Origin of the sequence: Thauera sp. K11 (genome assembly GCF_002354895.1) — a bacterium.
Classification (GTDB): Bacteria; Pseudomonadota; Gammaproteobacteria; order Burkholderiales; family Rhodocyclaceae; genus Thauera; species Thauera sinica.
In genome coordinates this window covers 494,818-519,383 of record NZ_CP023439.1, presented here as the reverse complement: position 1 = coordinate 519,383, position 24,566 = coordinate 494,818, and the positions used below count along the sequence as shown (strand labels likewise).

The following is a 24,566-nucleotide window of genomic DNA, read 5'->3' as shown; positions in this document are numbered from 1 at the left end:
TACACTGGACGGCATCCCGCCGGCTGACATGGTTGCAATCTACTCCTGTTTGCCCGGCGTTGGCCATGCGGTACCGTATCCTGCGGCGGCCCGGCGTGCCCGGTCCTGCGGGCATGCGCCCACCCCGAGGAGGATGACATGCCGATACGCTCCGCCGCCCATTCCGGCCTCGACGACACCCGCCTCTCGCTGCGCCCGGGCGATGCCCTCGTCGTCGTCGACGTCCAGCGCGACTTCCTGCCCGGCGGCGCGCTCGGCGTGCCGGACGGCGATCGCGTGGTACCGGCGCTGAACCGCTGCATCGCGCTGTTCGGGCGCCTGAAGCTGCCCGTCGTCTTCACCCGCGACTGGCATCCGGCCGACCATTGCTCCTTCCGGGCGCAGGGCGGGCCGTGGCCGCCGCACTGCGTCGCCGGCAGCGACGGCGCCGCCTTCGCCGCGGGGCTGACCGTGCCGGACGACGCCAGCATCGTGTCAAAGGCGACGACCGCGCAGGCGGACGCCTATTCCGGCTTCCAGCGTACCGGCCTGGGCGAACTGCTGCGCGGCCTGGGCTGCAAGCGGCTGTTCATAGGCGGGCTGGCGACCGACTACTGCGTGCTCGCCACGGTACGCGATGCGATCGGCGAGGGTTTCGCCGCGGTGGTGCTGCGCGATGCGATACGCGCGGTGAACGTGCATCCCGGCGACGGCGAGCGCGCCGAACGCGACATGGCCGAAGCCGGCGCCGAACTGGTCGGGACCGATCTGCTCGCCGGAGACGCCGCATGAGACCTCCCGTACCGCCTCCCCGCGGCGCACTCGAGATTTCGAGCAGCGCGATAAAGATCGGAATCGCAGGCTTTCTGGTCGGTCCATGCACGCCGGATGGCGCACCGCCGGGCAGGGGCGGGGACGGCACGGCGGCCGGATGGCCGCACCCGCATGCCCCTGCCCGGCCGCCCGAAAAGGCGATCTCCCTCCCGCGCGGAGGATGGAAAACGGTGTCGCGGAGCGCCGCTCCGCCCCTGTGGAACAAATCGGCCGCGCAAGGCCGGCCCGCCGTCGCGTAGCGGCAGGAGAGCAAGACCAATGAACGATTCCGCCCTGCTGACCGACCTGTACGAACTGACCATGCTGCAGGCGTACTTCGACGAGGACATGCACGACACCGCGGTATTCGAGCTTTTCGTACGCGTGCTGCCGTCCCGGCGGCGGTTCCTGATGCTGTCCGGCATCGAGCAGGTGCTGGACTACCTCGAGAACCTGCACTTCACCGCCGGCGAACTCGACTGGCTGCACGGCACCGGCCGCTTCCGGCCGGCCTTCCTGGATTCGCTGCGCGCCTTCCGCTTCCGCGGCGACGTGCATGCGATGCGCGAGGGCACGGTGTTCTTCGGCAACGAGCCGGTGCTGCGCATCGAGGCACCGATCGGCGAGGCCCAGTTCGTCGAAAGCCGGCTGATCAACCTGGTGAACTTCTGTTCGCTGATCGCGACCAAGGCCGCGCGCTGCGTGCTCGCCGCGCCGGACAGCCTGCTGGTCGATTTCGGCCTGCGTCGCGCCCACGCCGGCGAGGCCGGCCTGCTGGCGGCCCGCGCCTGCTATCTCGCGGGCTTCGCCGGCAGCGCCACGGTGCTCGCCGGGCAACGCTTCGGCATACCGGTGTTCGGCACGATGGCGCATTCCTACATCGAGGCCCACGACCTGGAGAGCGAGGCATTCGAGCGCTTTTCCTCGTCGCAGCCGGACAACGTGACCCTGCTGATCGACACCTACGACACCGAGGCGGCCGCCGCCAAGGTGGTCGCGCTGGCGCCGGCGCTGAAGGCACGCGGGGTGAATCTGGCGTCGGTACGGCTGGACAGCGGCGACCTCGCCGAACACGCGCGCAAGGTGCGGGCGCTCCTCGATGCCGGCGGGTTGCCCGACGTGCGCATCTTCGCCAGCGGCAACCTCGACGAACACCGCATCGCCGTACTGCGGGCGGCGGGCGCGCCGATCGACGGCTTCGGCATCGGCACCCAGCTCACCACCTCGGCCGATGCGCCCGCGCTCGATTCCGCCTACAAGCTGCAGGCGTACGCGGGCCGCGCGCGGCGCAAGCGCTCGGAGGGCAAGGAGAGCTGGCCCGGCGCGAAGCAGGTGTGGCGCAGCGTGGATGCCGAAGGGCGGCCGCAGCGCGACCTCATCGCGCTCGCCGACGAGCCCGCGCCGCCGGGCGGCTTTCCGCTGCTGCAGCCGGTCATGCGCGGCGGCAGACGCCTCGCGCCGCCCGAACCGCTCGCCGGCCTGCGCGCGCACGCCGCCGCCGAACTCGCGCGGCTGCCGGCCCCGCTGCGCGAACCCGGTCCCGCGGCGGAAGCGCCCCCTTACCCGGTGGAGGTCTCGGACGGCCTGCGTACGCTGGCACGCGAACTCGACGCCCGGCCGTACTGAGCCGCCTGCCGGCACCGTTCCGCCGGCGCGGCACCGGCAGCTCAGAATGCGATCGCGACGCCGAAGTGCAGCCGCAGCTTCCGCTCGGCCTGGCCCCAGGCGAGGTCCACCGCCAGCGGGCCGGCCGGGCTGCGCCAGCGCGCGCCGATGCCATAGCCGGTACGCAGATCGAAATCACGGCGGTCGTCAGTGGCGTCGCCGGTATCGACGAACACCGCGCCGCCCCACTCCGGTCGGAACCAGCGCACGTACTCGGCACTCATCACGCCCAGGTAGCGTCCGCCCACCGTGGCATCGCCCTCGCGCACGCCCAGGCTCTGGTAGGCGTAGCCGCGCACCGTCTGCGCACCGCCGGTGCGGAACAGGAAATCCTGCGGGATGCCGTCGCGGCTCGGTGCCAGCGTGACGCCGCCCTCCGCACGCAGGATCAGCACGTCGCGCTCCGCGACCGGGCGGTAATGCACTACGCGGCCGTAGAGGCGGACGAAGTTCTGGTCCGACAGCGCGATGCTGCTGCCGCCGCCGACCTGGAACTCCAGCACGTTGCCGCTGCGCGGATCGAGCAGGTCATCCACCGCACGGCGGATCCATGTCCAGTTGGCGGTCAGCGTGTTGTGTTCGCTGGCCCGGGCACCGTCCGGCTTCACGCGTTCGCGCTGCAGGCGCAGGGCGAGCTGGGTCTCGATGTCGCCGCGCACCGTCTTGCGCGCCACGCCGACCGCCTCCGAGGCGATCTCCAGTCCTTCGACCTTGCTGCGGTCGATCAGCGCGCCGAAGCTGTCGCGATGCCGGCCTTCCGGCGGAAGAAAGACGTCGGCATAGAGCGACTGCCGCCGCTGCTCCAGGCGCAGCCCGGTGCCCAGTTCCCAGCCGCGGCGCAACAGGTTGACGTCGCGGTAGCTGGCCTCGACGCGGTAGCCGGTGTTGGTGGAGAAGCCGGCGCCGAAGCCCACCGTCTTCGGCTTTGCCTCCGCCACCTGCACCCGTACCGGCACGGCGGCCGCGAGCGCCGGGTCGCGCTCGATGTCGACGACGACCGACGCGAAGTGCGGCGTGTTCTGCAGCCCGCTCTGGAAGGCGAGCAGCGCATCGCGGTCGTACGGTTCGCCCGGCTTCAGCGTGCTGTAGCGGCGCACCAGATCCTCGGGCAGATCTTCCAGGCCGGTGACCTGCAGTTCGCCGAGGTAGAAGGCGGGGCCGCTGTCCAGCGTCAGCGACAGCCGTACCGTCGCCGCGTCGGGATCGACCTCGGCGCGGCTGCGCACGATGCGCGCGGCGGCGTAGCGGCGTGCGCCGACGGTGTCGAGCAGTTGCTGCTTGGCACCGTCCCAGGCCGACTGGCGGAAGGGTTCGCCCACCGGCAGCCGCCAGCCTTCGCGCAGGGACTGCACCGTGCTGCCGCCATCGTGGGCGGCACCGGCGATCGCGCCCTCGAACTCGAGCGCGACCTCGCCGATCCTGGCCCGGGCGCCCGGTTCCACTTCCACCCGCCAGGCGGCATCGTCGCTGCGGTCGAAACGGATCTGCGGATCGAAGTAGCCCTCGGTGGCAAGCAGGTCGGCGATCTCGCGCCGCGCGCGGCGCACCAGCGCCAGGCGGTCGGCACCCGCCTCGGGCAGCGCCACCGGCTCCGGTCCGAGCAGCCGCACGTGGCGCTCCAGCAGCGGCCGCACGTCGTCGGGCGCCTGCAGGCTGACGCTCACCGTGTCCTGCGCCGCGGCCGCCGCCATCCAGGCGAGCGATGCGGCGGCCAGCGCACTGCGCACGACCCTGCGTGCGCCGCTCACCCGCGGGCTGCCCGCCACCCGGCGTTCCCGGCCGCCATCCGCGGCTCAGGCCCCGGTGTGATACGCGACCACCCGCTCGACCTCGTCCTTCGAGCCGAGGATGACCGGCACGCGCTGGTGCAGCGCGACGGGAGCGACGTCGAGGATGCGTTCGCGGCCGGTGGAGGCCGCACCGCCGGCCTGCTCCACCAGCATCGCCATCGGGTTGGCCTCGTACATCAGGCGCAGCTTGCCGCCCTTGTCGCGGTTCTTCTCGTCGAGCGGGTACATGAAGATGCCGCCACGGGTCAGGACGCGATGCACGTCGGCCACCATCGATGCCACCCAGCGCATGTTGAAGTCCTTGCCGCGCGGGCCGCTCTTGCCCTGCTGCAGTTCGTCGACGTAGCGCTTGACCGGCGCCTCCCAGAAACGCGCGTTGGAGGCGTTGATCGCATACTCCTTGGTGTCTTCCGGGACCGTCATGTAGGGCTGGGTGTAGATGAAGCTGCCCATCTCGCGGTCGAGCGTGAAGGCATGCACGCCGTTGCCCACCGTCAGCACCAGTTGCGTGGCCGGGCCATACACCGCGTAGCCCGCCGCGACCTGCTGGTGGCCCGGCTGCAGGAAATCCTGCTCCTGCGGCTCGTCGTCGCCCGGCGGATTGCGCAGGACCGAGAAGATCGTGCCCACCGAGATGTTGACGTCGATGTTGGACGAACCATCGAGCGGATCGAACAGCAGCAGGTAGCCGCCCTTGGGATAGTCGAAGGGGATGCGGCAGACCGTCTCCACCTCCTCGGAGGCCATCGCCGCGAGGTGGCCGCCCCATTCGTTGGCCTGTACCAGGATCTCGTTGGCGATGACGTCGAGCTTCTTCTGCGCTTCGCCCTGCACGTTGTCGGTACCGGCCTCGCCGAGCACGCCGGCCAGCGCGCCCTTCGAGACATTGACCGCGATCGCCTTGACCGCACGGGCCACGACCTCGAGCAGCAGGCGCAGGTCGGCATTGATGCGGCCGGCGCGCTGCTGCTCGATCAGAAACTGGGTGAGTGTGACACGACGCATGAATTCGCTCCGTAACAGGCATGGGAAGTCCGGTGGCCGCGATTATCCCGCTTCCGTGCCCGCCACGCACGGAATTGCCGCGGCGCCGGTGCGCGCAACCTCGCCTTCGCGAGACCGTCTGCAGCGTATATGATCATGCATTGCGTTTCGCCGCGGGCCTTCGCCGGCCCGTGCCGTACGCCTCTCAAGGTTCCGTTTTCCCGTTTATGCACGTCATGGTCTTGGGCGCCGGCCTCGCCGGCGTCAGCACCGCCTGGTATCTGCATCAGGCCGGATTCGAAGTCAGCGTCGTCGACCGTCAGCCCGAGGCCGGGCGCGAAACGAGCTTCGCCAACGGCGGCCAGATCTCGATCAGCCATCCCGAACCCTGGTCCAATCCCGCCACGCCCTTCCTTGCCCTGCGCTGGCTGGGCAAACCCGATGCGCCGCTGCAGTTCCATCCGCGTGCCAGCGCCGAGCAGTGGAAATGGGCCCTGCAGTTCCTGCACGAATGCCTGCCCTGGCGCTCGCGCCGCAACACCGAGGCGATCGCGTCACTCGCCACCTTCAGCGGCGAGCGGTTGCGCGCCCTGCGCGCCGAGACCGGTATCGCCTACGACCAACGCGAGCGCGGCATCCTGCATCTGTTTTTCACCGAGGCGGAATTCCGCCATGCACCGAGGCGCGCCAGGCTGCTGGCGCGCTTCGGCATCGAGGCGCGGGTGTGCGATGCCGGCGAATGCATCGCCCTAGAGCCGGCGCTGGCCCCGCAGCGCGGACGGCTGGCGGGCGGGCTGTATGCGCCCGGCGACGAATCCGGCGATGCCTTCCGCTTCACCCAGGCGCTGGCCGACCGCCTGCGCGAGCACGGCGTGCGCTTCCACTACCGCACCAGGATCACCGGCCTGTCGGCCGGCGGGGGCCGCATCGACGGCGTCGAGGTGCAGGATGCCGACGGCCGCACCGGCACGCTGTCGGCACGGGCTTACGTCGTCTGCCTGGGCAGTTTCAGCCCGCGGATGGTGGCGCCGCTGGGAGAGCGCCTGCCGATCTATCCGGTGAAGGGGTATTCGGTGACCGCTCCCGTCCTCGACCCGGAGCGGGCACCGGAGGTCAGCCTGACCGACGAATCGCGCCGCATCGTCTGCTCGCGCCTCGGCGACCGGCTGCGCATTGCCGGCACCGCCGAGTTGGGCGGCTTCGACACCGACCTGCGCCCCGAGCGGGTGCGCAACATCCTCGACTGGGTACAGACGCGCTTCCCCGGCGCCATCGATGCGGATCGGGCCAGTCCGTGGGCGGGTCTCAGGCCCGCCACCCCGGGCAACCTGCCCATCATCGGCAAGGGGAACTGCGACAACCTGTGGTTCAACACCGGGCACGGCACGCTGGGGTGGACGCTCGCTTGCGGCTCGGCCGCCGCGCTCGCCGAACTGATGCTCGGCCACCGCCCCGCGCCACGGTTCCCGTTCCGCGCGGCCGCCTGAAAACGGACACCCGCGGCGCGGGCCGTGCCGGACGCTGCCCGGCACGGCCGCAAGGGCTGCGGTCAGCCGTGCGCGGCGGTTTCGGGCGTGGCCGACAACGTTGCGCAGGCGCAGCCGCCGGACTGCCCGCCGCAGTCCTCGCCTTCCGCCTTCGGCCTGAACTCGCCCGTCTCGACGTCGTAGCCCACGCTCTGCAGGTGGAAAGCCAGCGCCGCGTCCATGCCGTTGGTGTGGCCGTCGAACCACTGCGGCAGTTCTTCCACCAGGCGACGTGCCAGGAACATGTCACCGCCGGCCGCGCGCTTGCGGATGTCGCGCAGCACCGCCAGCACGCGCTCGTGCTCGCCGCGGTGGCAGGCGGGGAAGTTCACCGCCTCCATCCAGCGGTTCTCCTGCGCGAAATGCGCCTCAGTATGCTCGACGAAGGCGTCGTAGGCCGCCAGGAAGGCGCCGCGATCGCCCTTCAGCGCCTCGGCAACGGTGTTGTAGTGGTCGACGAACTCGCGGTGCGTCGCGTCCATCCGTTCCAGGCCGTTCTCGAGCTGCCTGGTCCACAGCAGGATCGCCATGATCCGCTCCTTCCTACTTGACGACTTTCAGGTGGCCGCCGCGCGGGCGACCGGGAGGCTCTCCGGGCGTGCCGGGGCCTTCCCCGTCCGCTTCGGCCACCGCTTCGAGGTCGGCTTCGTCCGCCGTCTCCGGCTGCGCATCCACCCCGCTCTCGGGCTCGAAGGCCATGCCTTCGCCGTTCTCGCGGGCGTAGATCGCGATGACGTTGGAAATCGGGATCACCAGCGAATGGGGCGTGCCGTTGAAGCGGGCCTGGAAGCTGATGAAGTCGTTCTCCATCTGCAACTGGTGGGTGGCATCCGGGCCGACGTTCAGTACGATCTGGCCGTCCTTGGCATAACCGGGCGGCACGCGGGTCTGCGCATCGACGAGCGTCGCCAGATAAGGTGTGTAGCCCTGGTCGACGCACCACTCCCAGATGGCGCGAATCAGGTAGGGCTTGGTCGAAACTGTGCTCATTGAGATCCTTTTGCGCGTGCAGGCGCGGCGGACCGCACCCGCGGCGATCCGCCCTTAGCGGCGCATCACCTTTTCGGACGGCGTCAGCGCATCGATGAAGCCCTGGCGGCTGAAGATGCGTTCGGCGTACTTCATCAGCGGCGCGGCAGCCTTGGGCAGTTCGATGCCGTAGTGCTCGAGACGCCACAGCAGCGGCGCGATCGCAACGTCGAGCATCGAGAATTCCTCGCCCAGCATGAACTTCTGCTTGTTGAAGATGGGCGCGAGTTGGGTCAGATGGTCGCGCACGTGGGCTCGGGTCTTGTCGACGCCCTTCTGGTTCGCCTCGAGAGCGGGAATGTGCGAGAACAGCTCCTGCTCGAAGGTGTGCAGCAACTGGCGGGCACGGGCGCGCATGATCGGGTCGGGCGGCATCAGTTGCGGATGCGGAAAACGCTCGTCGATGTACTCGTTGATGATGTTCGACTCGTACAGCACGAGATCGCGATCGACCAGCACCGGCACCTGGTTGTAGGGGTTGATGACGGCGATGTCTTCGGGCTTGTTGTAGAGATCGACGTCGATGACCTCGAAATCCATACCCTTCTCGTACAGGACGATCCGGCAGCGATGGCTGAAGGGATCGGTCGTGCCGGAATACAGATTCATCATGGTGTTGCCACTCCGGGATACAAAAAGCAAAAGCGCACCACGCGATGCCGCGTGGTGCGTCTGTCAGGAAAGTACTTCAGTGGGCCGTGCTGGCATCGCTGCCCGCACGGTTCGCTGCGCATTCGATCAATGAATGTCTTTCCAGTAGTTCTTCTTCAGCGCATACGACAGCACGAACAGGCCGGCGAGGAAGATCAGCACGACCGTGCCGATCGACTTGCGCTTCTCGGCCACCGGCTCGCCCATCCAGACGATGAAGGATACGAGATCGGCGACGGTCCTGTCGTACTCCTCGGCCGACAGCTTGCCGGGCTTGGCGAGTTGCAATTCGACATGCTTGGAGCCGTCCGGGTTCGCGGTGACGTGGGCCACCTGCTCGCCCTGCAGCTCATACAGCACGTGCGGCATGCCGACGTTCTCGAAGACGACGTTGTTCCAGCCCGTCGGGCGGGCCGGATCGCGGTAGAACTGGCGCAGGTAGGTGTAGAGCCAGTCCGCGCCGCTGCCGAACTCGGACGCGCGCGCACGCGCGATCACGCTCAGGTCGGGCGGCGGCGCACCGAACCACGTCTTCGCCTCGTCGCGATGCATGGCGATCTTCATCAGATCGCCCGTCTTCTCGGCGGTGAACAGCAGATTGTCGCGGATCGCCTGCTCGGAGAGGCCGATGTCCTGCAGACGGTTGTAGCGCACATAGGACGCGCCGTGACAGTTCAGACAGTAGTTCACGAACAGCTTGGCGCCATGCTGCAGGGCGGCCGGGTCATTGCTGACCGGTGCCTTGTCCAGGTGCAGCGCCGCCCCCGCGGCCATTGCCACCGCCGGCGCGAACAGCACGACGGCGGCAACGCGCTTGATGAAACTCATGAGACGCGATTTCATTTGAAATTCACCCTTTCCGGTTCCGGTTTGCACTTGTCGAGCTGGGTGTACCACGGCATCAGCAGGAAGAACGCGAAATACAGCACCGAGCAGATCTGCGACACCAGCGTACGGCCCGGCGTCGGCGGCAGCACACCCAGGTAACCCAGGATGAAGAAGCAGATGACGAAGACGAGCAGCGCGATCTTGAAGATCGGACCCTTGTAGCGGATCGACTTCACCGGGCTGCGGTCCAGCCAGGGTAGGAAGGCGATGATCACCACCGACGCGCCCATCGCCACCACGCCCCAGAACTTCGCATCGATGCCGAACAGCGGGTAGGTCACCGCGCGCAGAATCGAGTAGAAGGGCGTGAAGTACCACACCGGCGCGATGTGCGGCGGGGTCTTCAGCGGATCGGCCGGGATGAAGTTGTTGAACTCCAGGAAGTAGCCGCCGCCTTCAGGCGCGAAGAACACCACCGCGCTGAAGAAGAACAGGAAGGCCACGACGCCGACGATGTCCTTCACCGTGTAGTACGGATGGAAGGGGATGCCGTCGAGCGGCTTGCCGGTGGAATCCTTCTTCTTCTTGATCTCGACGCCGTCCGGGTTGTTGGAGCCGACTTCGTGCAGCGCAACGATGTGGGCGGCGACGAGGCCGATCAGCACCAGCGGCACGGCGATGACGTGGAACGAGAAGAAACGGTTCAGCGTGGCGTCGGACACGACGAAGTCGCCGCGGATCACCAGCGAGAGGTCCGGACCGATGACGGGGATCGCGGAGAACAGGTTCACGATCACCTGCGCGCCCCAGTACGACATCTGGCCCCACGGCAGCAGGTAGCCCATGAATGCCTCGGCCATCAGCGCGAGGAAGATCAGCGTGCCGAAGATCCAGATCAGTTCGCGCGGCTTGCGGTACGAGCCGTACAGCAGACCGCGGAACATGTGCAGGTACACGACGATGAAGAACGCCGAGGCGCCCGTCGAGTGCAGGTAGCGGATGATCCAGCCGCCGGGCACGTCGCGCATGATGTACTCGACACTGGCGAAGGCCACCGGCACGCCGGCCGCGTTCAGCGAGGCGTCGGGTTTGTAGTGCATGACCAGGAAGATGCCGGTCACGATCTGGATCACCAGCACGAGCAGCGCCAGCGAGCCGAAGAAGTACCAGAAATTGAAGTTCTTCGGCGCGTAGTACTCGGTCAGGTGACCCTTGATGGACGACGTCAGCGGGAAGCGCTCGTCGATCCAGTTCAGCACAGCCTGAGATTTGGTCGTCATCGCTTATGCCTTTCCGTCGTCACCGACAAGGATGGTGGTGTCCGCGAGGTACTGGTACGGAGGAACCTCGAGGTTGTCCGGCGCCGGCATGCTCTTGTAGACGCGGCCGGCGAGGTCGAACTGCGAGCCATGGCACGGGCACAGGAAGCCGCCCGGCCAGTCGGCGCCCATGCCGCTTTCGGCGCCGACCTTGAACTTGTCGGAAGGCGAACAGCCCAGGTGGGTGCAGATCCCGACCGTCACCAGGAACTCGGGCTTGATCGAGCGGTGCTTGTTCTTGGCATACTCGGGCTGCATCGGCTTGTCGGACGCCGGATCGCTGACCTTGTCGTCGGTCTTGTCCAGCGAGGCCAGCATCTCGGGCGTGCGGCGCAGGATCCAGACCGGCTTTCCGCGCCACTCCACCGTCATCATCTCGCCCGGCGCGAGCTTCCCGATATCCGCTTCGACCGGCGCGCCGGCCGCCTTGGCACGCTCCGAAGGCGTCAGGCTGGCAACGAACGGCACCGCCGTCGCCACGGCGGCGATGCCGCCGGCAGCCGACGTCGCCAGCAACAGAGTGCGGCGGCCGCTGTCCATTTCTTGATCAACGCTCATGACCCTCTTCCCTGAAAGGAAAACGAAAGACCCGGATACAAAAAACTGTCAAAGTATACCGGATTCGCTGCAGCAGAGAAAGGACGCGGGCCGAAGTTCCAGACAGGGCAAGGCTTTGCGCGAATTATTCGCAGTTGCCGGAGTCCTGCGGCATGGAGAATATGCTGCACCGCGTCACACGTCAGACCGACCGCCGTTCGACCAGCGCCTGCGCGATCGTGCCGGTGTCGGTGTGCTCGAGTTCGCCCCCGACCGGCACGCCGCGCGACAGGCGACTGACCTTCAGGCCCCGGGCCGACAGCAGGGTGGCGATGGTGTGGGCGGTCGCCTCGCCCTCGTTGGTGAAATTGGTCGCCAGGATGACCTCGGCGACGGCGGGATCGCCGGCGCGCGCGATGAGCTTGTCGAGCTTGAGTTCGCGCGGGCCGACGCCGTCGAGCGGCGACAGGCGGCCCATCAGCACGTAGTAGAGGCCGCTGTAGGACTGCGTCTGCTCGATCATCGCCAGATCGGCCGGCATCTCGACCACGCACAGCAGCGAGGCGTCGCGGCGCGGATTGGCGCAGCGTTCGCAGATCTCGCTCTCGGTGAAGGTGTTGCAGCGCTCGCAATGGCGCAGCACCTCCAGCGCGTGGGACAGCGCGCGGGCGAGCCGGCCGGCGCCGCGCTGGTCGCGCTGCAGCAGGTGGTAGGCCATGCGCTGCGCCGATTTGGGGCCGACGCCCGGCAGGCAGCGCAGTGCCTCGATGAGTTCGTCGAGGCTCGACGGCGTCATGCTGGAGCCGGGCTCAGAACGGCAGCTTCATGCCGGGCGGCAGGTTCAGGCCCGCGGTGAAGCCGGACATCTTCTCCTGCGTGGTGGTCTCGACCTTGCGCACCGCATCGTTTACCGCCGCGGCGACGAGATCCTCGAGCATTTCCTTGTCGTCCATCACCGAGTCGTCGATGGATACGCGGCGCACGTCGTACTTGCAGGTCATCAGGACCTTGACCATGCCCGCGCCGGACTGCCCCTCGACCTCGACGGTCGCGAGCTGGTCCTGCATCTTCTTCATGTTTTCCTGCATCTGCTGGGCCTGCTTCATCAGGCCGGCAATGCCGCCTTTCATCATGGTGACGCTCCTGGGATCGTGGTGGGTGGGCTGGGCCGCGCGCGGCGCGGCGGTCAGATCGGTCTTACCGAGGTTTCGACGAGGGTGGCGTCGAAACGCTCGATCAGTTCGCGCACGAAGGGATCACTCTCGAGCGCGGCAACGGCCTCGGCATGGCGCACCCGGCGCTCCGCTTCATCGAGCCGGGCCGGCGTTTCGCCGGCGATCTCGCCCAGCGCGATGGAAACCTTCAGCGGCCGGCCGAGCGCCGCGCCGAGCTGCTCCTGCATGCGCTCGACGGCGTTGCGGTTCATGTCCAGCAGGTGGCGGTGCGTGTGCGACAGGCGCAGCCGCAGGACGTCGCCCTCGAGCCCGAGCCACTCGCAGTGCTGCGCCAGCTCGCGGATCATCCCGCCCAGGCCGAGCGCACGGATCACGCCCCGCCAGTCGGCCGCCGCCATCAGCGCCACGACGTCGCCGGCGGACGGTTCAGGCGCCCCCCCGGACTGGATCGGCGCCGATGAAGCCGCGGTATCCGGCACCGATCCGGCACGGTGCGTCGGCACATCCTGCGCCGCCCGCCTGGGCGGGACGTCGTCGTCGGGCCACGGCGGCGGCTCCGCCGTACCGGCGTCGCCCGCCTGCCCGGCGAAGGCTTCCGGCGGCAGGTCTTCCCACGGCGGAACGTCGTGCGCCGGCGCAAGTCCGCCCGCGCTCGCGGCGCCGGCCTGCTCCGCCGCCGCCGTTTCCTGCGGCACGGAAACGGGCGCGGGGGCGGCCGATGCCGTTGCCGGGACAGGCGCCGGCGAAACCGGCGGAGCGGCAACGCCGGACGGCACCACCACCTCCCCCGCCGCCGGAACGGCGGGCGCCTCGCCGCGCGCCGCGGGGACGGCAGACCTGGACGGAACCGCCGCGGACGCGCCCGCCTTCGGCGCTCCGTCCGCCGGCAGTCCGGCCGCACGGCCAGCGCCGCCGCGATCGGCCGTGCCGGGGCCGCCCAGCGCCGGCGGCTGCTCGGGCCGGAAGGCATGCAGCCGCAGCAGCGTCATCGTGAAGCCGGTGTATTCGTCCGGGGCGAGCGGCAGTTCGTCGCGGCCGTGGATGGCGATCTGGTAGGCGAGCTGCAGGTACTCCGCATCGAACAGGCCCACATGGCGTTCGATGCGCGCCCGCTCGGCCTCGTCGGCGACCGCCGCCGGGGCGAACTGGGCCAGCGCGATGCGATGGAACAGTGTCGCCAGCGCCTGCAGCCCCGCATCGAAGGACAGGCTGCGCGCCTCCATGCCGTCGGCCACCGCCAGCATCGCCGGCACGTCGGCGGCGGCGAGCGCATCGAGCACCGCATGCAGGTGGTCGTCGCCCACCGTCCCCAGCATGTGGGTGACCTGCTCTTCCTCGACCTTGCCGGCGCCGTGCGCAATGGCCTGGTCGAGCAGCGACAGCGCATCCCGCATCGAGCCGGCCGCCGCCTTCGCCAGATGGCGCAGGGCTCCCGGCTCGAAGGGCACTTCCTCGGCCTGCAGGATGCGCGTCAGATGCTCGACGATGTGGCCCTGCGGCATCTGCTTGAGGTTGAACTGCAGGCAGCGCGACAGCACCGTCACCGGGATCTTCTGCGGATCGGTGGTGGCAAGGATGAACTTGACGTGCTCGGGCGGCTCTTCCAGCGTCTTCAGCATCGCGTTGAAGGCATGCCCGGTCAGCATATGCACTTCGTCGATCATGTAGACCTTGTAGCGGCCCTGCACCGGCGCATACACCGCCTTGTCGAGCAGCGCCGCCATGTCGTCGACGCCGCGGTTGGAGGCGGCATCCATCTCGACGTAGTCCGGAAAGCGGTCGGCATCGATCGCGCGGCAAGCCTCGCACACTCCGCAGGGCTCGGCGGTGACGCCTGTTTCGCAGTTCAGCGCCTTGGCCAGGATGCGGCTGATCGTGGTCTTGCCCACGCCGCGCGTGCCGGTGAACAGCCAAGCGTGGTGCAGCCGGCCGGTAGCCAGCGCGTGCGTGAGTGCGCGCACGACGTGCTCCTGACCGACCAGCGTGCCGAAGGATTTCGGACGCCACTTGCGCGCGAGGACCTGGTAGCTCATGGCGGGCGATTCTAGCAGAGCGGCGGAGATCGGCTGCGGCGATCGTGGTTCCCGGTTTCGATAGCTCAACGCAATTCCGGCGATACCTTCAATCCATTTGAGCTATCGTTTGCCGCACCCTATCCTTGATTCGTCGGCCGGGATCTTCCGGCCCACATGCGAGGAGCGGAAAATGGAACAGTCAGTATTCGACCCTGCACTGCTTTTCGATCTGTTTTGTGCGGTCTGCGCCGATTTCGCCCAGACCGTCTGAACCGAAACCTCGATCACCATCTGAAAGAAGGAGATAAGCATGAGCGGCAAGAAACTCACCACCGCAGCCGGCTGCCCGGTCGTCGACAACCAGAACATCATGACTGCCGGCCCGCGTGGCCCTGCCCTGCTGCAAGACGTTTGGCTGCTCGAGAAACTCGCCCACTTCGACCGCGAGGTGATTCCTGAGCGCCGCATGCACGCCAAGGGCTCGGGCGCCTACGGCACCTTCACGGTGACCCACGACATCACCAGGTACACCCGCGCCAAGATCTTCAGCCAGATCGGCAAGAAAACCGAACTGTTCGCCCGCTTCACCACGGTGGCCGGCGAGCGCGGCGCGGCCGACGCCGAGCGCGACATCCGCGGCTTCGCGTTGAAGTTCTACACCGAAGAAGGCAACTGGGACATGGTCGGCAACAACACGCCGGTGTTCTTCATGCGCGATCCGCTGAAGTTTCCCGACCTCAACCACGCGGTCAAGCGCGACCCGCGCACCAACATGCGCAGCGCGAAGAACAACTGGGACTTCTGGACCTCGCTGCCGGAAGCGCTGCACCAGATCACCATCGTCATGTCCGACCGCGGCATCCCGGCCAGCTACCGCACCATGCACGGCTTCGGCTCGCACACCTACAGCTTCATCAACGCACAGAACGAGCGCCACTGGGTGAAGTTCCACTTCAAGTGCCAGCAGGGCATCAAGAACCTGAGCGACGCCGAGGCCGAAGCGCTCATCGGCAAGGACCGCGAATCGCACCAGCGCGACCTGTTCGAAGCGATCGAGCGCGGCGACTTCCCGAAGTGGACGCTGTTCGTGCAGATCATGCCGGAGAAGGACGCCTCCAAGGTGCCGTACCACCCGTTCGACCTCACCAAGATCTGGCCGCACGGCGACTATCCGCTGATCGAAGTCGGCGTCATGGAACTGAACCGCAACCCGGAGAACTTCTTCGCAGAGGTCGAGCAGTCCGCCTTCAACCCGGCCAACGTGGTGCCCGGCATCAGCTTCTCGCCGGACAAGATGCTGCAGGCGCGGCTGTTCTCGTACGGCGACGCGCAGCGCTACCGGCTCGGCGTCAATCACCACCAGATCCCGGTGAATGCCCCGCGCTGTCCGGTGCACAGCTACCACCGCGACGGCCAGATGCGGATCGACGGCAACTTCGGCGGCACGCTCGGCTATGAGCCCAACAGCTACGGCGAATGGCAGGAGCAGCCGGACTTTCGCGAGCCGCCGCTGTCCATCGAGGGCGCGGCCGACCACTGGAACCACCGCGAGGACGACGACTACTACTCGCAGCCGGGGGCGCTGTTCCGCCTGATGACGCCGGAGCAGCAGCAGGTGCTGTTCGACAACACCGCCCGTGCGATGGGCGACGCGCCGGAAGAAATCAAGCGCCGCCACATCGCCAACTGCAGCAAGGCCGATCCGGCCTACGGCGCGGGCGTAGCGAAGGCGCTGGGCCTGGCCTGACGCCGGCGAACGCATCGGCCGTCCTCCGGCGGACCGATGCATGCCCTCCCCGCCCGGGGAGGGCATGCGGACGACGGGCTCGATTCGTCCCTCGACGCGATCGAGCCAAACCCGGGCGCCCGCCGCCCGGTTTCCAACCCAGCACTTCCACCGCTCACACGGAAAGAGAAGGAGGCCAGGATGGAACAGACGCACGACGGACCCACCCTCCCTCCCGCGACGGGCAGCACCCCGGCCCGGCGCCGGCGGAAAACGGACGATCCCGCCCGTCGGGCAGTCGCAGAACTGCTCGCCGGGGCCGACGTCGAGATCGACGGCGAACGTCCGTGGGACATGCGCATCCACCATCCTCAGACTGCCGAGCGCATCCTTGCCCGCGGCAGCCTGGGCGTGGGCGAGAGCTACATGGACGGCTGGTGGGACTGCGCGCAACTCGACGAATTCATCGCCCACGTGCTGGCCGCCCGCCTCGACGAGAAGGTCGGCGCCACCGCGCTGATGGTGCAGGGCCTGCGCGCAAGGCTGTTCAACCTGCAGAACCTGCGCCGCACCTGGAAGGTCGGCGAGGTGCATTACGACCTCGGCAACGATTTCTTCGAGGCCATGCTGGACCCCTGCATGGCCTACACCTGCGGCTACTGGGCCCGGGCCGACAACCTGGCCGACGCCCAGGTCGCGAAGCTGGACCTCATCTGCCGCAAGCTCGGCCTGAAGCCCGGCATGCGCCTGCTCGACATCGGCTGCGGCTGGGGCAGCCTGATGAAATTCGCCGCAGAGAACCACGGCGTCGAATGCGTGGGGCTCACCATCTCCCGCGAACAGGCCGAGTACGGCCAGGCCCGCTGCGAGGGGCTGCCGGTCGGCTTCCGCCTGCAGGACTACCGCCAGTTCAACCGCAGCGGCAGCGAACGCTTCGACCGCATCGCCTCGATCGGCATGTTCGAACACGTCGGCGCCAAGAACCACGCCGCCTTCTTCGAAATGGCGCGGCGCAGCCTGAAGGAGGACGGCCTCTTCCTGCTTCACACCATCGGCAAGAACCGGCGCCGCACCCCGACCGATCCGTGGATCGACCGCTACATCTTCCCCAACGGCGAGCTTCCCTCGCTCGGCCAGATCGCCGACGCCTCCGAAGACGGGTTCGTCATCGAGGACGTCCATAACTTCGGCGCCGACTACGACCGCACGCTGATGGCCTGGCATGCGCGCTTCGAGGCGGCGTGGCCGCGGTTCGCCGAGCGTTACGGCGAGCGCTTCTACCGCATGTGGCGCTATTACCTGCTCGCCTGCGCCGGCACCTTCCGCGCGCGCAGCAACCAGTTGTGGCAGATCGTGCTGTCGCCGCAGGGGGTGCCGGGCGGCTATCGCCGGCCCGGATAGAAAAGATTTAGCTATCGGAACTCTTGAATCATTCAATTGGAGCTATCGCTCCGGGGCAGGCATGATGGGCTCGTCGGGATGGTCTTCATCCCCGCCGCACGAGGAATCCGATCATGGCTGCAAAAATCGCCCGTCTGCATTTCCTGCCCGCCACGCCGGCCGGCGCGCTGCGCGCGATCAGTGGCTGGCTCATCGCCCTCACCGGCTTCGCCATCCTCGCCGCCGCAGCGGTGCGCAACAGCGACGGCTTTGCGCTGCCGGTATCCGGCGCCCTCTCCGGGGGCGCGATGGCGGCCGCGGCCACTGCGCTCGGTGCCGTCCCGCTGCTGGTGATGCGCCGCATCGGCGCCGGCACGCAAGGCATGCTGCTCGGCTTCGGCGCCGGCGTGATGCTCGCCGCCAGCATGTTCTCGCTGCTGCTCCCGGCCTTCGACGCCGCGCGCGCGCAGGGGCTGGACGAGGCCGGCGCGGCGCTGCTGGCGGCCGCCGGCCTGGGGTTGGGCGCAGCCGTCCTGCTGGCGATGGATCGTGCCCTGCCGCACAGCCATGCGCCGGAAGGCGGCCGCAGCGGCACCGCGGTATGGCTGTTCGTGTTCGCCATCGCCGTGCACAACATCCCCGAGGGCCTGGCCATCGGCGTGGCGGCCGGCCTCGACGGCATCGCCGCGTCCGGCGGCAAGGCGGTGGCGACCGGCATCTCGCTGCAGAACGTCCCCGAGGGCCTGATCGTCGCGATCGCCCTCGTCAGCGCCGGCTACAGCCGCCTGTTCGCCTTCGCGGTCGCTGCGGTTTCCGGGCTGATGGAACCGATCGCCGCAGTGGTCGGATCGATGGCGGTCTCGGTGTCCGCCGCCCTGCTGCCCTGGGGCCTGGCGGGGGCCGCCGGCGCGATGCTCTTCGTGGTGAGCCACGAGATCATCCCCGAGTCGCATCGCCGCGGCCACGAGACGCTGGCCACCGCCGGCCTGATCGCCGGCTTCGTCGCGATGATGACGATGGACCGCCTGCTCGCCTGAAACCGCGGCGCACGGGGACATCATGCGAAAAAGCCGAAGGGCGCTCCACGGGGCGCCCTTCGGCCTGTATCTGAGGGTGGCGAGCCCGACCCCCGGCACTTGCAGGGAACGGCTGTGGCTGCTGCCTTCCGGCCCTGACCAGGTTCACCGCGCTGCAATGCGGGGAGACCCGCCACGGCCGGAATTGTAGCCTCGATGCCATCCCCCTGCACGGAGAATATCGCGCTGCGGGAGAACCGCGGGGCATTCGCCGCCGCCCTTCGTCCCGCCGTTTCTCCTCCGCCGGCCGTTCCCGCCCCGCGCCGGGAATTCCCCCGCGACGATGCGGCACCGAAGCCGGTGCATGGGGCGCATCACGCCGCGGCCCCGTCCGATCCGCGCCGCCGGCGCGTATCCTTGCCTTCCTGTACCAACCCGACACATCGATGGAGCTTCCATGTCCCACGCCGCCCAGCAACTCTTCCGCGAACGTTACGGCGACGACAGCCTGCCCGCGCCGGGCGCCTGGTCGCCGATCATCGAGCACCTGCTCGCACACAGTTCGGACCGCGCCTTCCTGCCCGACCCCGTCACCGACGACCAGCTCACCGCCATCGTCGCCGCCGCCCAGTCGGCCTCCAGCTCCTCCAACCTGCAAGCCTGGAGCGTGATCGCGGTGCGCGATCCGGCGACGCGCGCCGCGCTCGCCGAATTCGCCGGCAACCAGATCCATGTGCGCGACGCCCCGCTGCAACTGGTGTGGCTCGCCGACCTCGCGCGCCTGGAGCACATCGCGCAACAAGCCAGCCGGCCCTCGGCCGCGCTCGACTACCTGGAGATGTTCGTCGTCGGCGTCATCGACGCCGCACTGGCGGCGCAGAACGCGGTCGCCGCGGCCGAATCGCTCGGCCTGGGCACGGTCTATATCGGCGGCATGCGCAACCGGCCGGAAGACGTCGCGGCCCTGCTCGACCTGCCGCCCAGGGTGGTGGCGGTATTCGGCATGTGCGTCGGCACGCCCGACCCCGCGCGGCCGTCGGCGGTCAAGCCGCGCCCGCCGCAATCCGTCGTGCTGCACCACGAACGCTACACGCCGCTCGCCGTCCAGGACGTCGGCATCGAAGCCTACAACCGTGCGATGGCGCACTTCTACGAGGCGCAGCGGATGAACGTCCACGGCACCTGGGCGGTGCATTCGGCCAAGCGCATCGCCGGCCCGGAAACGCTCTCCGGCCGCGACCGCCTCGTCGAGGCACTGCATGCGCGGGGTTTCGCCCTGAAGTGACGCTGGCACAGGCCAGGGCGGCCTGCGCCGGACCGGATTCAAGACAGGTGGCGAGCGGAGGGCACTGCTCGAAGCGATGACGCTCTGCGCGTTGCCTGCGCCCTCGACCGGTGTCCGGCGAACGGCCGGGCTCGTCGCGAACTCCCCGGCCGCAGCCGCGCCGGGCATTTGCGGAGGGGGCGAGGACTGTCCGAGCCCGAAGGGCGAGTTCCGCAGCCCCCGGAGCGAATGCCCGGCGCGGCCATGACCGTATCGCCCGCTCGACCATCCCCGCACCACCCGCTTGCACACACCGAGACGGTACGTCCAAGGATCGTCCTCCCCACCGTTGCACGCCCCACCGACAGCCCCTCAGGCCGCACTCGTCCCCGCCGCCACCAGCCGCCTGATCTCGGGCACGCACGACCCGCAGGACGTGCCGCACTTGAGCTTCGCCTGCAGCGCGTCGAAATCGTCGCCGCCGGCGATCGCCGCGGCGATGTCGTTTTCGGCCACGTTCAGGCAGTTGCAGATGACCCGCCCCCTGCCCTTCGCTGCCGCCGGCGGAGCCGACAGCGGCGCCAGCAGCCAGCGGCGCAGCTCCGCGGTGGATCGGCCCTCCACCATCACGTCGCGCAACCAGGCGCCTGCCACCGTCTCCCCCGCCAGGCGCAGGCCGACCAGGCGGTCGGCGGCGATCAGCGCACGCTTGCTGACCCCCCGCCGGCTGTCGACGTAGGACAACGCATCGTCGGTATCGAGGCCGAGCAGCGCATCGAGTTCCTCCAGCCACGCGGGCGGGATCGGCTGGTCGTGGGCGATGCGCATCACCACCGCGGCATTGTCGCGGCCGGCCAGCGCCAGCGACGCATAGGCGAAACGCTCCAGCCACGGCGCCAGTGCCTCGGCCTGCTCGGCCGCGGCGCGCCCGCCGTCCTCCGCGCGCATCAGCAGCATCTGGTGGGGCAGATCGATCCTGTCGATGCGGATCGCCGCATGCTTGAGCTCCGGCTGCTTCGAGTAGGGATCGAAATCGCCCGCCGTCAGCACATTCACCCCGCCCGAGTTCAACACGTTGCGCCCCCAGTGCATGGCGACGAAAGCCTGCCCGCGGCGCACCTCGCCGGACGCCACCGCGCGCAGCACGATCTCGCCGCGGCGGCTCGCCACCTTCACCAGATCGCCGCTGGCGACCCCGTTTTCCGCGAGATCGTCGGCATGCAGCTCGATGCGCGCCTCGTCCACATGGCTGTAGAGCCGCGCCACCTTGCCGGTGCGGCTCATGCCGTGCCACTGGTCGCGCAGACGGCCGCTGTTCAGGTGCAGCGGGTAGCGCGCATCGACCCGCTCCACCGTGGTCGCATGCACCGGCACGACGAAGCGTGCCCGGCCGTCGGCGGTGGCGAAGCGGCCGTCGGCGTAGAGGCGCGCGCGGCCGGCCGCGTCCGCGGCATCCGCCCCGGCCGGGAACGGCCACTGCTGCGGACCGGCGGCGTCGAGCAGCGCGTAGTCCAGGCCGGTGATGTCGAGGTCGCGGCCGGCGGTGCTGACGGCATGCTCGGCGAAGATCGCCTCGACACGCTCGTAGCCGAACATGCACTGCGCCTCGGGCCTGCCGATCAGCGGCCCGAGCGCACGCGCGAAGTCGCACACGATGCGCCAGTCGGGGCGCGCCTCGCCCGGCGGCGGCAGCGCGCGATTCACATGCGTGATGCGGCGCTCGGAATTGGTGACGGTGCCTTCTTTCTCGCCCCACGTCGCCGCCGGCAGCATCAGGTCGGCGAAGACTGCGGTCTCGGTGCTGCGATAGGCTTCCTGCAGCACGACGAACTCGCAGCGCTGCAACGCCTCGCGCACCACTTCGAGTTCGGGCAGCGACTGCGCGGGATTGGTGCAGGCGATCCAGATCGCCTTCACCTTGCCTTCCGCGGCCGCGCGGAAGAGTTCCACCGCCGTCAGGCCGGGCTTTTCCGGCACGCTGTCCACGACCCACAGGCGCGCGACCTCGGCGCGGTGCTCCGGATTCCCCAGGTCGCGGTGGGCCGGCAGCAGATTGGCCAGCCCGCCGACCTCGCGGCCGCCCATCGCATTGGGCTGGCCGGTGAGGGAGAACGGGCCGCAGCCGGGCCTGCCGATCTTGCCGGTGGCCAGCGACAGCGCGATCAGCGCGGTGCCGTTGTGGGTGCCGTGCGCCGACTGGTTGAGCCCCTGGCACCACAGCGACATGGCCGCCGGCGACCCTCCCCACCAGCGCGCGGCGGTGACGATGTCCGCGGCCGGCACGCCGCAGACCTGCGCGGCGGCCTCGGGCGTCACCGTGCGGACGTGCTCGCGCAGCGCATCGAACCCGGTGGTGTGCGCGGCAACGAAAGCGTGGTCGACGAGATCCTCGGCCAGCAACACGTGCAGCATCGCGTCGTACAGCCAGATGTCGGTGCCGGGCAGCACCGCCAGATGCAGGTCGGCGGCCGATGCCGTGTCGGTGCGGCGCGGATCGACGACGATGATCTTCATGCCGGGCCGCGCCTTCTTCGCATCCTCGATGCGGCGGAAGGCCACCGGATGCGCGTAGGCGGGATTGGCGCCGGCGATGAGCAGGCAGTCGGCGTGAGCGAAGTCCTCGTAGGCACAGGGCGGCGCATCGGCGCCCAGGGTCTGCTTGTAAGCGGCGACCGCGCTCGACATGCACAGGCGTGAGTTGGTATCGACGTTGTTGCTGCCGATCAGGCCCTTCATCGCCTTGTTGAAGACGTAGTAGTCCTCGGTCAGCAACTGGCCGGAGATGTAGAAGGCCACCGCATCCGGGCCGTGCCGCGCGATCACGTCGGCGAAGCGCTCCGCCGCCGAGCCGATCGCCTCGTCCCAGCCCACGCGCCGCCGCGGCTCGCCGCGCACGCTGCGCAATTCCGGGTACAGCAGGCGGGTCTCCGGCCGGGCGGTGAGGTGCAGCGTCGAGCCCTTGGTGCACAGGCGGCCGAAATTGGCCGGATGTTCCGGGTCGCCGCGCACGCTGTGGATGCGCCCGCCATCGTGTTCGATCAGCACGCCGCAGCCCACGCCGCAGTACGGGCAGGTCGCCCTGGTTTCCATCGTGGTGTGGGGGGTCGCGGTCATCGCGGGCGTTTCCTAGTGGCGGCTGAGCAGGAAGATCAGCACGAGGTTCAGCAGCAGCGAGGCGCCGGCGAGGATCTTCAGCGCCAGCCGCGGATTGCGCTCCACCAGCGGTGTGCGGCGGCGCGACGCGAGCGGCCGGTCGGCGCCGCGCTCAAGCGCGAGCAGGAACTCCTCGGCCGTCTCGAAACGGCCCTCCGGTTCGCGCGCGCAGGCTTTCAGCAGCACGTTCTCGAGCCATTCCGGGGTATCGGGGCGATAGCGGGTGGGCGGCACCGGCTCGCCGAAGTGCGGGTGCTGGAAGGGCTCGACCTCGCCGTAGGGGTACTTGCGCGTCAGCAGTTCGTACAGCGTGACGCCGCAGGCATAGAGGTCGGACGATTCGTCGGCGGCGCCGCCGGCGAACAGCTCGGGCGCCATGTAGGACGGCGTGCCGGGGTTGTTGATCTCGGCCAGGTCCTCGGCATCCGACGCGGCCACGCCGAGGTCGAGCAGGCGCAACTGGCCGCCGCGGTCGACATGTACGTTGTCGGGCTTCACGTCGCGATGCACGATGCCCAGCCGGTGCAGCATGCCGACTCGCCGCAGCAGCGCGCGGCCGATCGCCGCCAGTTCGTGCGGCTGGTAGCGGTGGCCGCGGACGAGGCTCGCCTTCAGCGTCTCGCCCTCGTGCCAGCTCATCAGGTAATACAGGTGCGCGCGCCCGGCATGATCGAACACCCGCGGAAAACCCTGGCCCGGCACGCGGCGGGCCAGCCATTCTTCGCGCACCAGCGCGCTCGCCGACTCCTCGTCGCCGGCCTCCGGACGCAGCGTCTTCAGCACCAGCGCCTCATTCGAGCCCAGGTGCGTGACGCGGTACAGCAGCGTGGCGCGCGATTCGTGCAGCAGTTCGTCCACCCGCAGGCCGTCCATCGTCTCGCCCACCTTCAGCCGCGGGGGGAGCGGCAGGCGGCGGCCGTCGGCCAGGCGGTCGCGCAAGTTGTCGGCCGGCAGCGCATCCACGTTGGCCACCAGCGCGGTGCCGTTGTCGGTGGCGCCGCGGCGCAGGGCCTCCAGCGTCAGCGCATCGGCCGCCCGCTGCGCGTCGGCGTGCGCGGCGAGCACCCCGGCGATGCCGGCATCGCCGAGCACGCTCCACACGCCGTCGGTCGCCAGCACGAAACTGTCGTCGGCGGCGAGTTCGCCATCGTCGTAATCGACCAGCAGGCGGGCTTCGAGGCCGATGGCGCGGCGCAGCACGTTGTTCAGCTCGGGGTGTTCCCAGGTGTGGTCCTCGGTCAGGCGCAGCAGTTCGCCGCCGCGCCAGCGATAGGCGCGCGAATCGCCGACGTGGGCGACGTAGTAGCGCCGCCCGCGCAGCACCAGCGCGGTGAGCGTGGTCGCCATGCCGGCGTAGTCGCGCGATTTCGCCGACTGCCCCAGCAGCCAGCGGTTGACCGCGCCGAGCACGGTGTCGATGGATTTCTCGACGCCCCAGGTCTGCGGCGTCGAGAAGTAGTCGGCAAGCAGGCTGCGCACCGTCTGCTCGGCGGCCTCGCGGCCGTGCGCATGGCCGCCGACGCCGTCGGCGACCGCCAGCAGCATGCCCTTGGCCGCCAGTTCCGCCCCTTCCGGGATGGCCGCGCCGACGAAGTCCTCGTTGCGCGGCCGCGGCCCCTGCCGGCTGGCGTGGCCGAGGCTGACCGCGAGTGCGCTCCCCGGCCTCCCGGGCTGCGGGGAGAGCCTGCGCGACGCCGCGTCGGGGGCGTTCATGGA

General features: G+C 69.2%; 20 protein-coding genes and 1 other RNA gene. 7 read left to right on the top strand and 14 right to left on the bottom strand.

The annotated features are described in order from the left end of the window. Positions 1 to 138 precede the first annotated feature (138 nt). Both CCZ27_RS02430 and CCZ27_RS02425 read left to right on the top strand, forming a co-directional pair. Entirely contained in the window at positions 139 to 771 is a 633-nt protein-coding gene (locus tag CCZ27_RS02430; RefSeq protein ID WP_096445203.1) for an isochorismatase family protein, read from the top strand. Between the two features lie 300 nt (positions 772 to 1,071). Further along, positions 1,072 to 2,418 (top strand): nicotinate phosphoribosyltransferase, encoded by a 1,347-nt coding sequence (locus CCZ27_RS02425; protein WP_096445202.1) that lies wholly within the window; start codon positions 1,072 to 1,074, stop codon positions 2,416 to 2,418. Between the two features lie 41 nt (positions 2,419 to 2,459). On the opposite strand, the gene CCZ27_RS02420 is transcribed toward CCZ27_RS02425, so the two are convergent. Further along, the gene (locus CCZ27_RS02420; protein ID WP_096452083.1) at positions 2,460 to 4,148 is read right to left on the bottom strand and encodes an autotransporter assembly complex protein TamA; all 1,689 of its coding nucleotides are present in this window, start codon (positions 4,146 to 4,148) and stop codon (positions 2,460 to 2,462) included. Between the two features lie 102 nt (positions 4,149 to 4,250). Further along, positions 4,251 to 5,252 carry a class 1 fructose-bisphosphatase gene (locus CCZ27_RS02415; protein WP_096445201.1) on the bottom strand — a complete coding sequence of 334 codons (1,002 nt, stop codon included), beginning with the start codon at positions 5,250 to 5,252 and terminating at the stop codon, positions 4,251 to 4,253. A 206-nt stretch (positions 5,253 to 5,458) separates the two neighbouring features. Here CCZ27_RS02415 and CCZ27_RS02410 point away from each other — a divergent pair, with 206 nt between their 5' ends. Beyond that, the gene (locus CCZ27_RS02410; protein WP_096445200.1) at positions 5,459 to 6,718 is read left to right on the top strand and encodes a D-amino acid dehydrogenase; all 1,260 of its coding nucleotides are present in this window, start codon (positions 5,459 to 5,461) and stop codon (positions 6,716 to 6,718) included. 62 nt (positions 6,719 to 6,780) lie between these two features. Here the strand turns inward: CCZ27_RS02410 and CCZ27_RS02405 are convergent, their stop codons facing one another. The 9 genes from CCZ27_RS02405 to dnaX all read right to left on the bottom strand — a co-directional run bounded on the left by CCZ27_RS02405 (position 6,781) and on the right by dnaX (position 14,329). Next, complete coding sequence (locus CCZ27_RS02405) at positions 6,781 to 7,287, bottom strand: hemerythrin domain-containing protein (RefSeq protein ID WP_096445199.1); 507 nt, start codon at positions 7,285 to 7,287, stop codon at positions 6,781 to 6,783. Between the two features lie 13 nt (positions 7,288 to 7,300). Continuing rightward, a complete protein-coding gene (locus CCZ27_RS02400) occupies positions 7,301 to 7,747 on the bottom strand; it encodes a ClpXP protease specificity-enhancing factor (protein ID WP_096445198.1) in 447 nt (148 codons plus the stop codon). 54 nt (positions 7,748 to 7,801) lie between these two features. Beyond that, positions 7,802 to 8,398: a glutathione S-transferase N-terminal domain-containing protein gene (locus CCZ27_RS02395; protein WP_096445197.1), complete on the bottom strand. Its 597-nt coding sequence runs from the start codon at positions 8,396 to 8,398 to the stop codon at positions 7,802 to 7,804. Between the two features lie 126 nt (positions 8,399 to 8,524). Continuing rightward, positions 8,525 to 9,280, bottom strand: coding sequence for a cytochrome c1 (locus CCZ27_RS02390; protein WP_096445196.1), 756 nt, complete (start codon positions 9,278 to 9,280; stop codon positions 8,525 to 8,527). Continuing rightward, a complete protein-coding gene (locus tag CCZ27_RS02385) occupies positions 9,277 to 10,545 on the bottom strand; it encodes a cytochrome b (protein WP_096445195.1) in 1,269 nt (422 codons plus the stop codon). Before CCZ27_RS02385 ends, CCZ27_RS02390 begins: the two co-directional genes overlap by 4 nt. A 3-nt stretch (positions 10,546 to 10,548) precedes the next feature. Next, on the bottom strand, positions 10,549 to 11,142 hold the full coding sequence (gene petA, locus CCZ27_RS02380; protein WP_096445194.1) for a ubiquinol-cytochrome c reductase iron-sulfur subunit: 594 nt from the start codon (positions 11,140 to 11,142) through the stop codon (positions 10,549 to 10,551). 181 nt (positions 11,143 to 11,323) lie between these two features. Next, on the bottom strand, positions 11,324 to 11,917 hold the full coding sequence (gene recR / locus CCZ27_RS02375) for a recombination mediator RecR (RefSeq protein WP_096445193.1): 594 nt from the start codon (positions 11,915 to 11,917) through the stop codon (positions 11,324 to 11,326). A gap of 13 nt (positions 11,918 to 11,930) precedes the next feature. Then, entirely contained in the window at positions 11,931 to 12,254 is a 324-nt protein-coding gene (locus CCZ27_RS02370; RefSeq protein ID WP_096445192.1) for a YbaB/EbfC family nucleoid-associated protein, read from the bottom strand. Positions 12,255 to 12,307: 53 nt separating this feature from the next. Continuing rightward, positions 12,308 to 14,329 (bottom strand): DNA polymerase III subunit gamma/tau, encoded by a 2,022-nt coding sequence (gene dnaX / locus CCZ27_RS02365; RefSeq protein WP_096445191.1) that lies wholly within the window; start codon positions 14,327 to 14,329, stop codon positions 12,308 to 12,310. Positions 14,330 to 14,621: 292 nt separating this feature from the next. Between dnaX and katE2 the strand changes: the two genes are divergently transcribed. The 3 genes from katE2 to CCZ27_RS02350 all read left to right on the top strand — a co-directional run bounded on the left by katE2 (position 14,622) and on the right by CCZ27_RS02350 (position 18,454). Further along, entirely contained in the window at positions 14,622 to 16,058 is a 1,437-nt protein-coding gene (gene katE2, locus CCZ27_RS02360) for a catalase KatE2 (protein WP_096445190.1), read from the top strand. A gap of 180 nt (positions 16,059 to 16,238) precedes the next feature. Further along, positions 16,239 to 17,438, top strand: a complete 1,200-nt coding sequence (gene cfa / locus CCZ27_RS02355) for a cyclopropane fatty acyl phospholipid synthase (RefSeq protein WP_096445189.1) — start codon at positions 16,239 to 16,241, stop codon at positions 17,436 to 17,438. Between the two features lie 113 nt (positions 17,439 to 17,551). Further along, positions 17,552 to 18,454, top strand: a complete 903-nt coding sequence (locus tag CCZ27_RS02350; RefSeq protein WP_096445188.1) for a ZIP family metal transporter — start codon at positions 17,552 to 17,554, stop codon at positions 18,452 to 18,454. Between the two features lie 75 nt (positions 18,455 to 18,529). On the opposite strand, the gene ffs is transcribed toward CCZ27_RS02350, so the two are convergent. Then, positions 18,530 to 18,628, bottom strand: an RNA gene (gene ffs / locus CCZ27_RS02345) — signal recognition particle sRNA small type. A gap of 262 nt (positions 18,629 to 18,890) precedes the next feature. Between ffs and CCZ27_RS02340 the strand changes: the two genes are divergently transcribed. Continuing rightward, positions 18,891 to 19,718 carry a nitroreductase family protein gene (locus CCZ27_RS02340; RefSeq protein WP_096445187.1) on the top strand — a complete coding sequence of 276 codons (828 nt, stop codon included), beginning with the start codon at positions 18,891 to 18,893 and terminating at the stop codon, positions 19,716 to 19,718. A 351-nt stretch (positions 19,719 to 20,069) separates the two neighbouring features. On the opposite strand, the gene CCZ27_RS02335 is transcribed toward CCZ27_RS02340, so the two are convergent. Together CCZ27_RS02335 and CCZ27_RS02330 are read right to left on the bottom strand one after the other, a co-directional pair. Further along, positions 20,070 to 22,811, bottom strand: coding sequence for a nitrate reductase (locus tag CCZ27_RS02335; protein WP_096445186.1), 2,742 nt, complete (start codon positions 22,809 to 22,811; stop codon positions 20,070 to 20,072). A 12-nt stretch (positions 22,812 to 22,823) separates the two neighbouring features. After that, positions 22,824 to 24,563, bottom strand: coding sequence for a bifunctional protein-serine/threonine kinase/phosphatase (locus tag CCZ27_RS02330; RefSeq protein ID WP_096445185.1), 1,740 nt, complete (start codon positions 24,561 to 24,563; stop codon positions 22,824 to 22,826). Positions 24,564 to 24,566 lie beyond the last annotated feature (3 nt).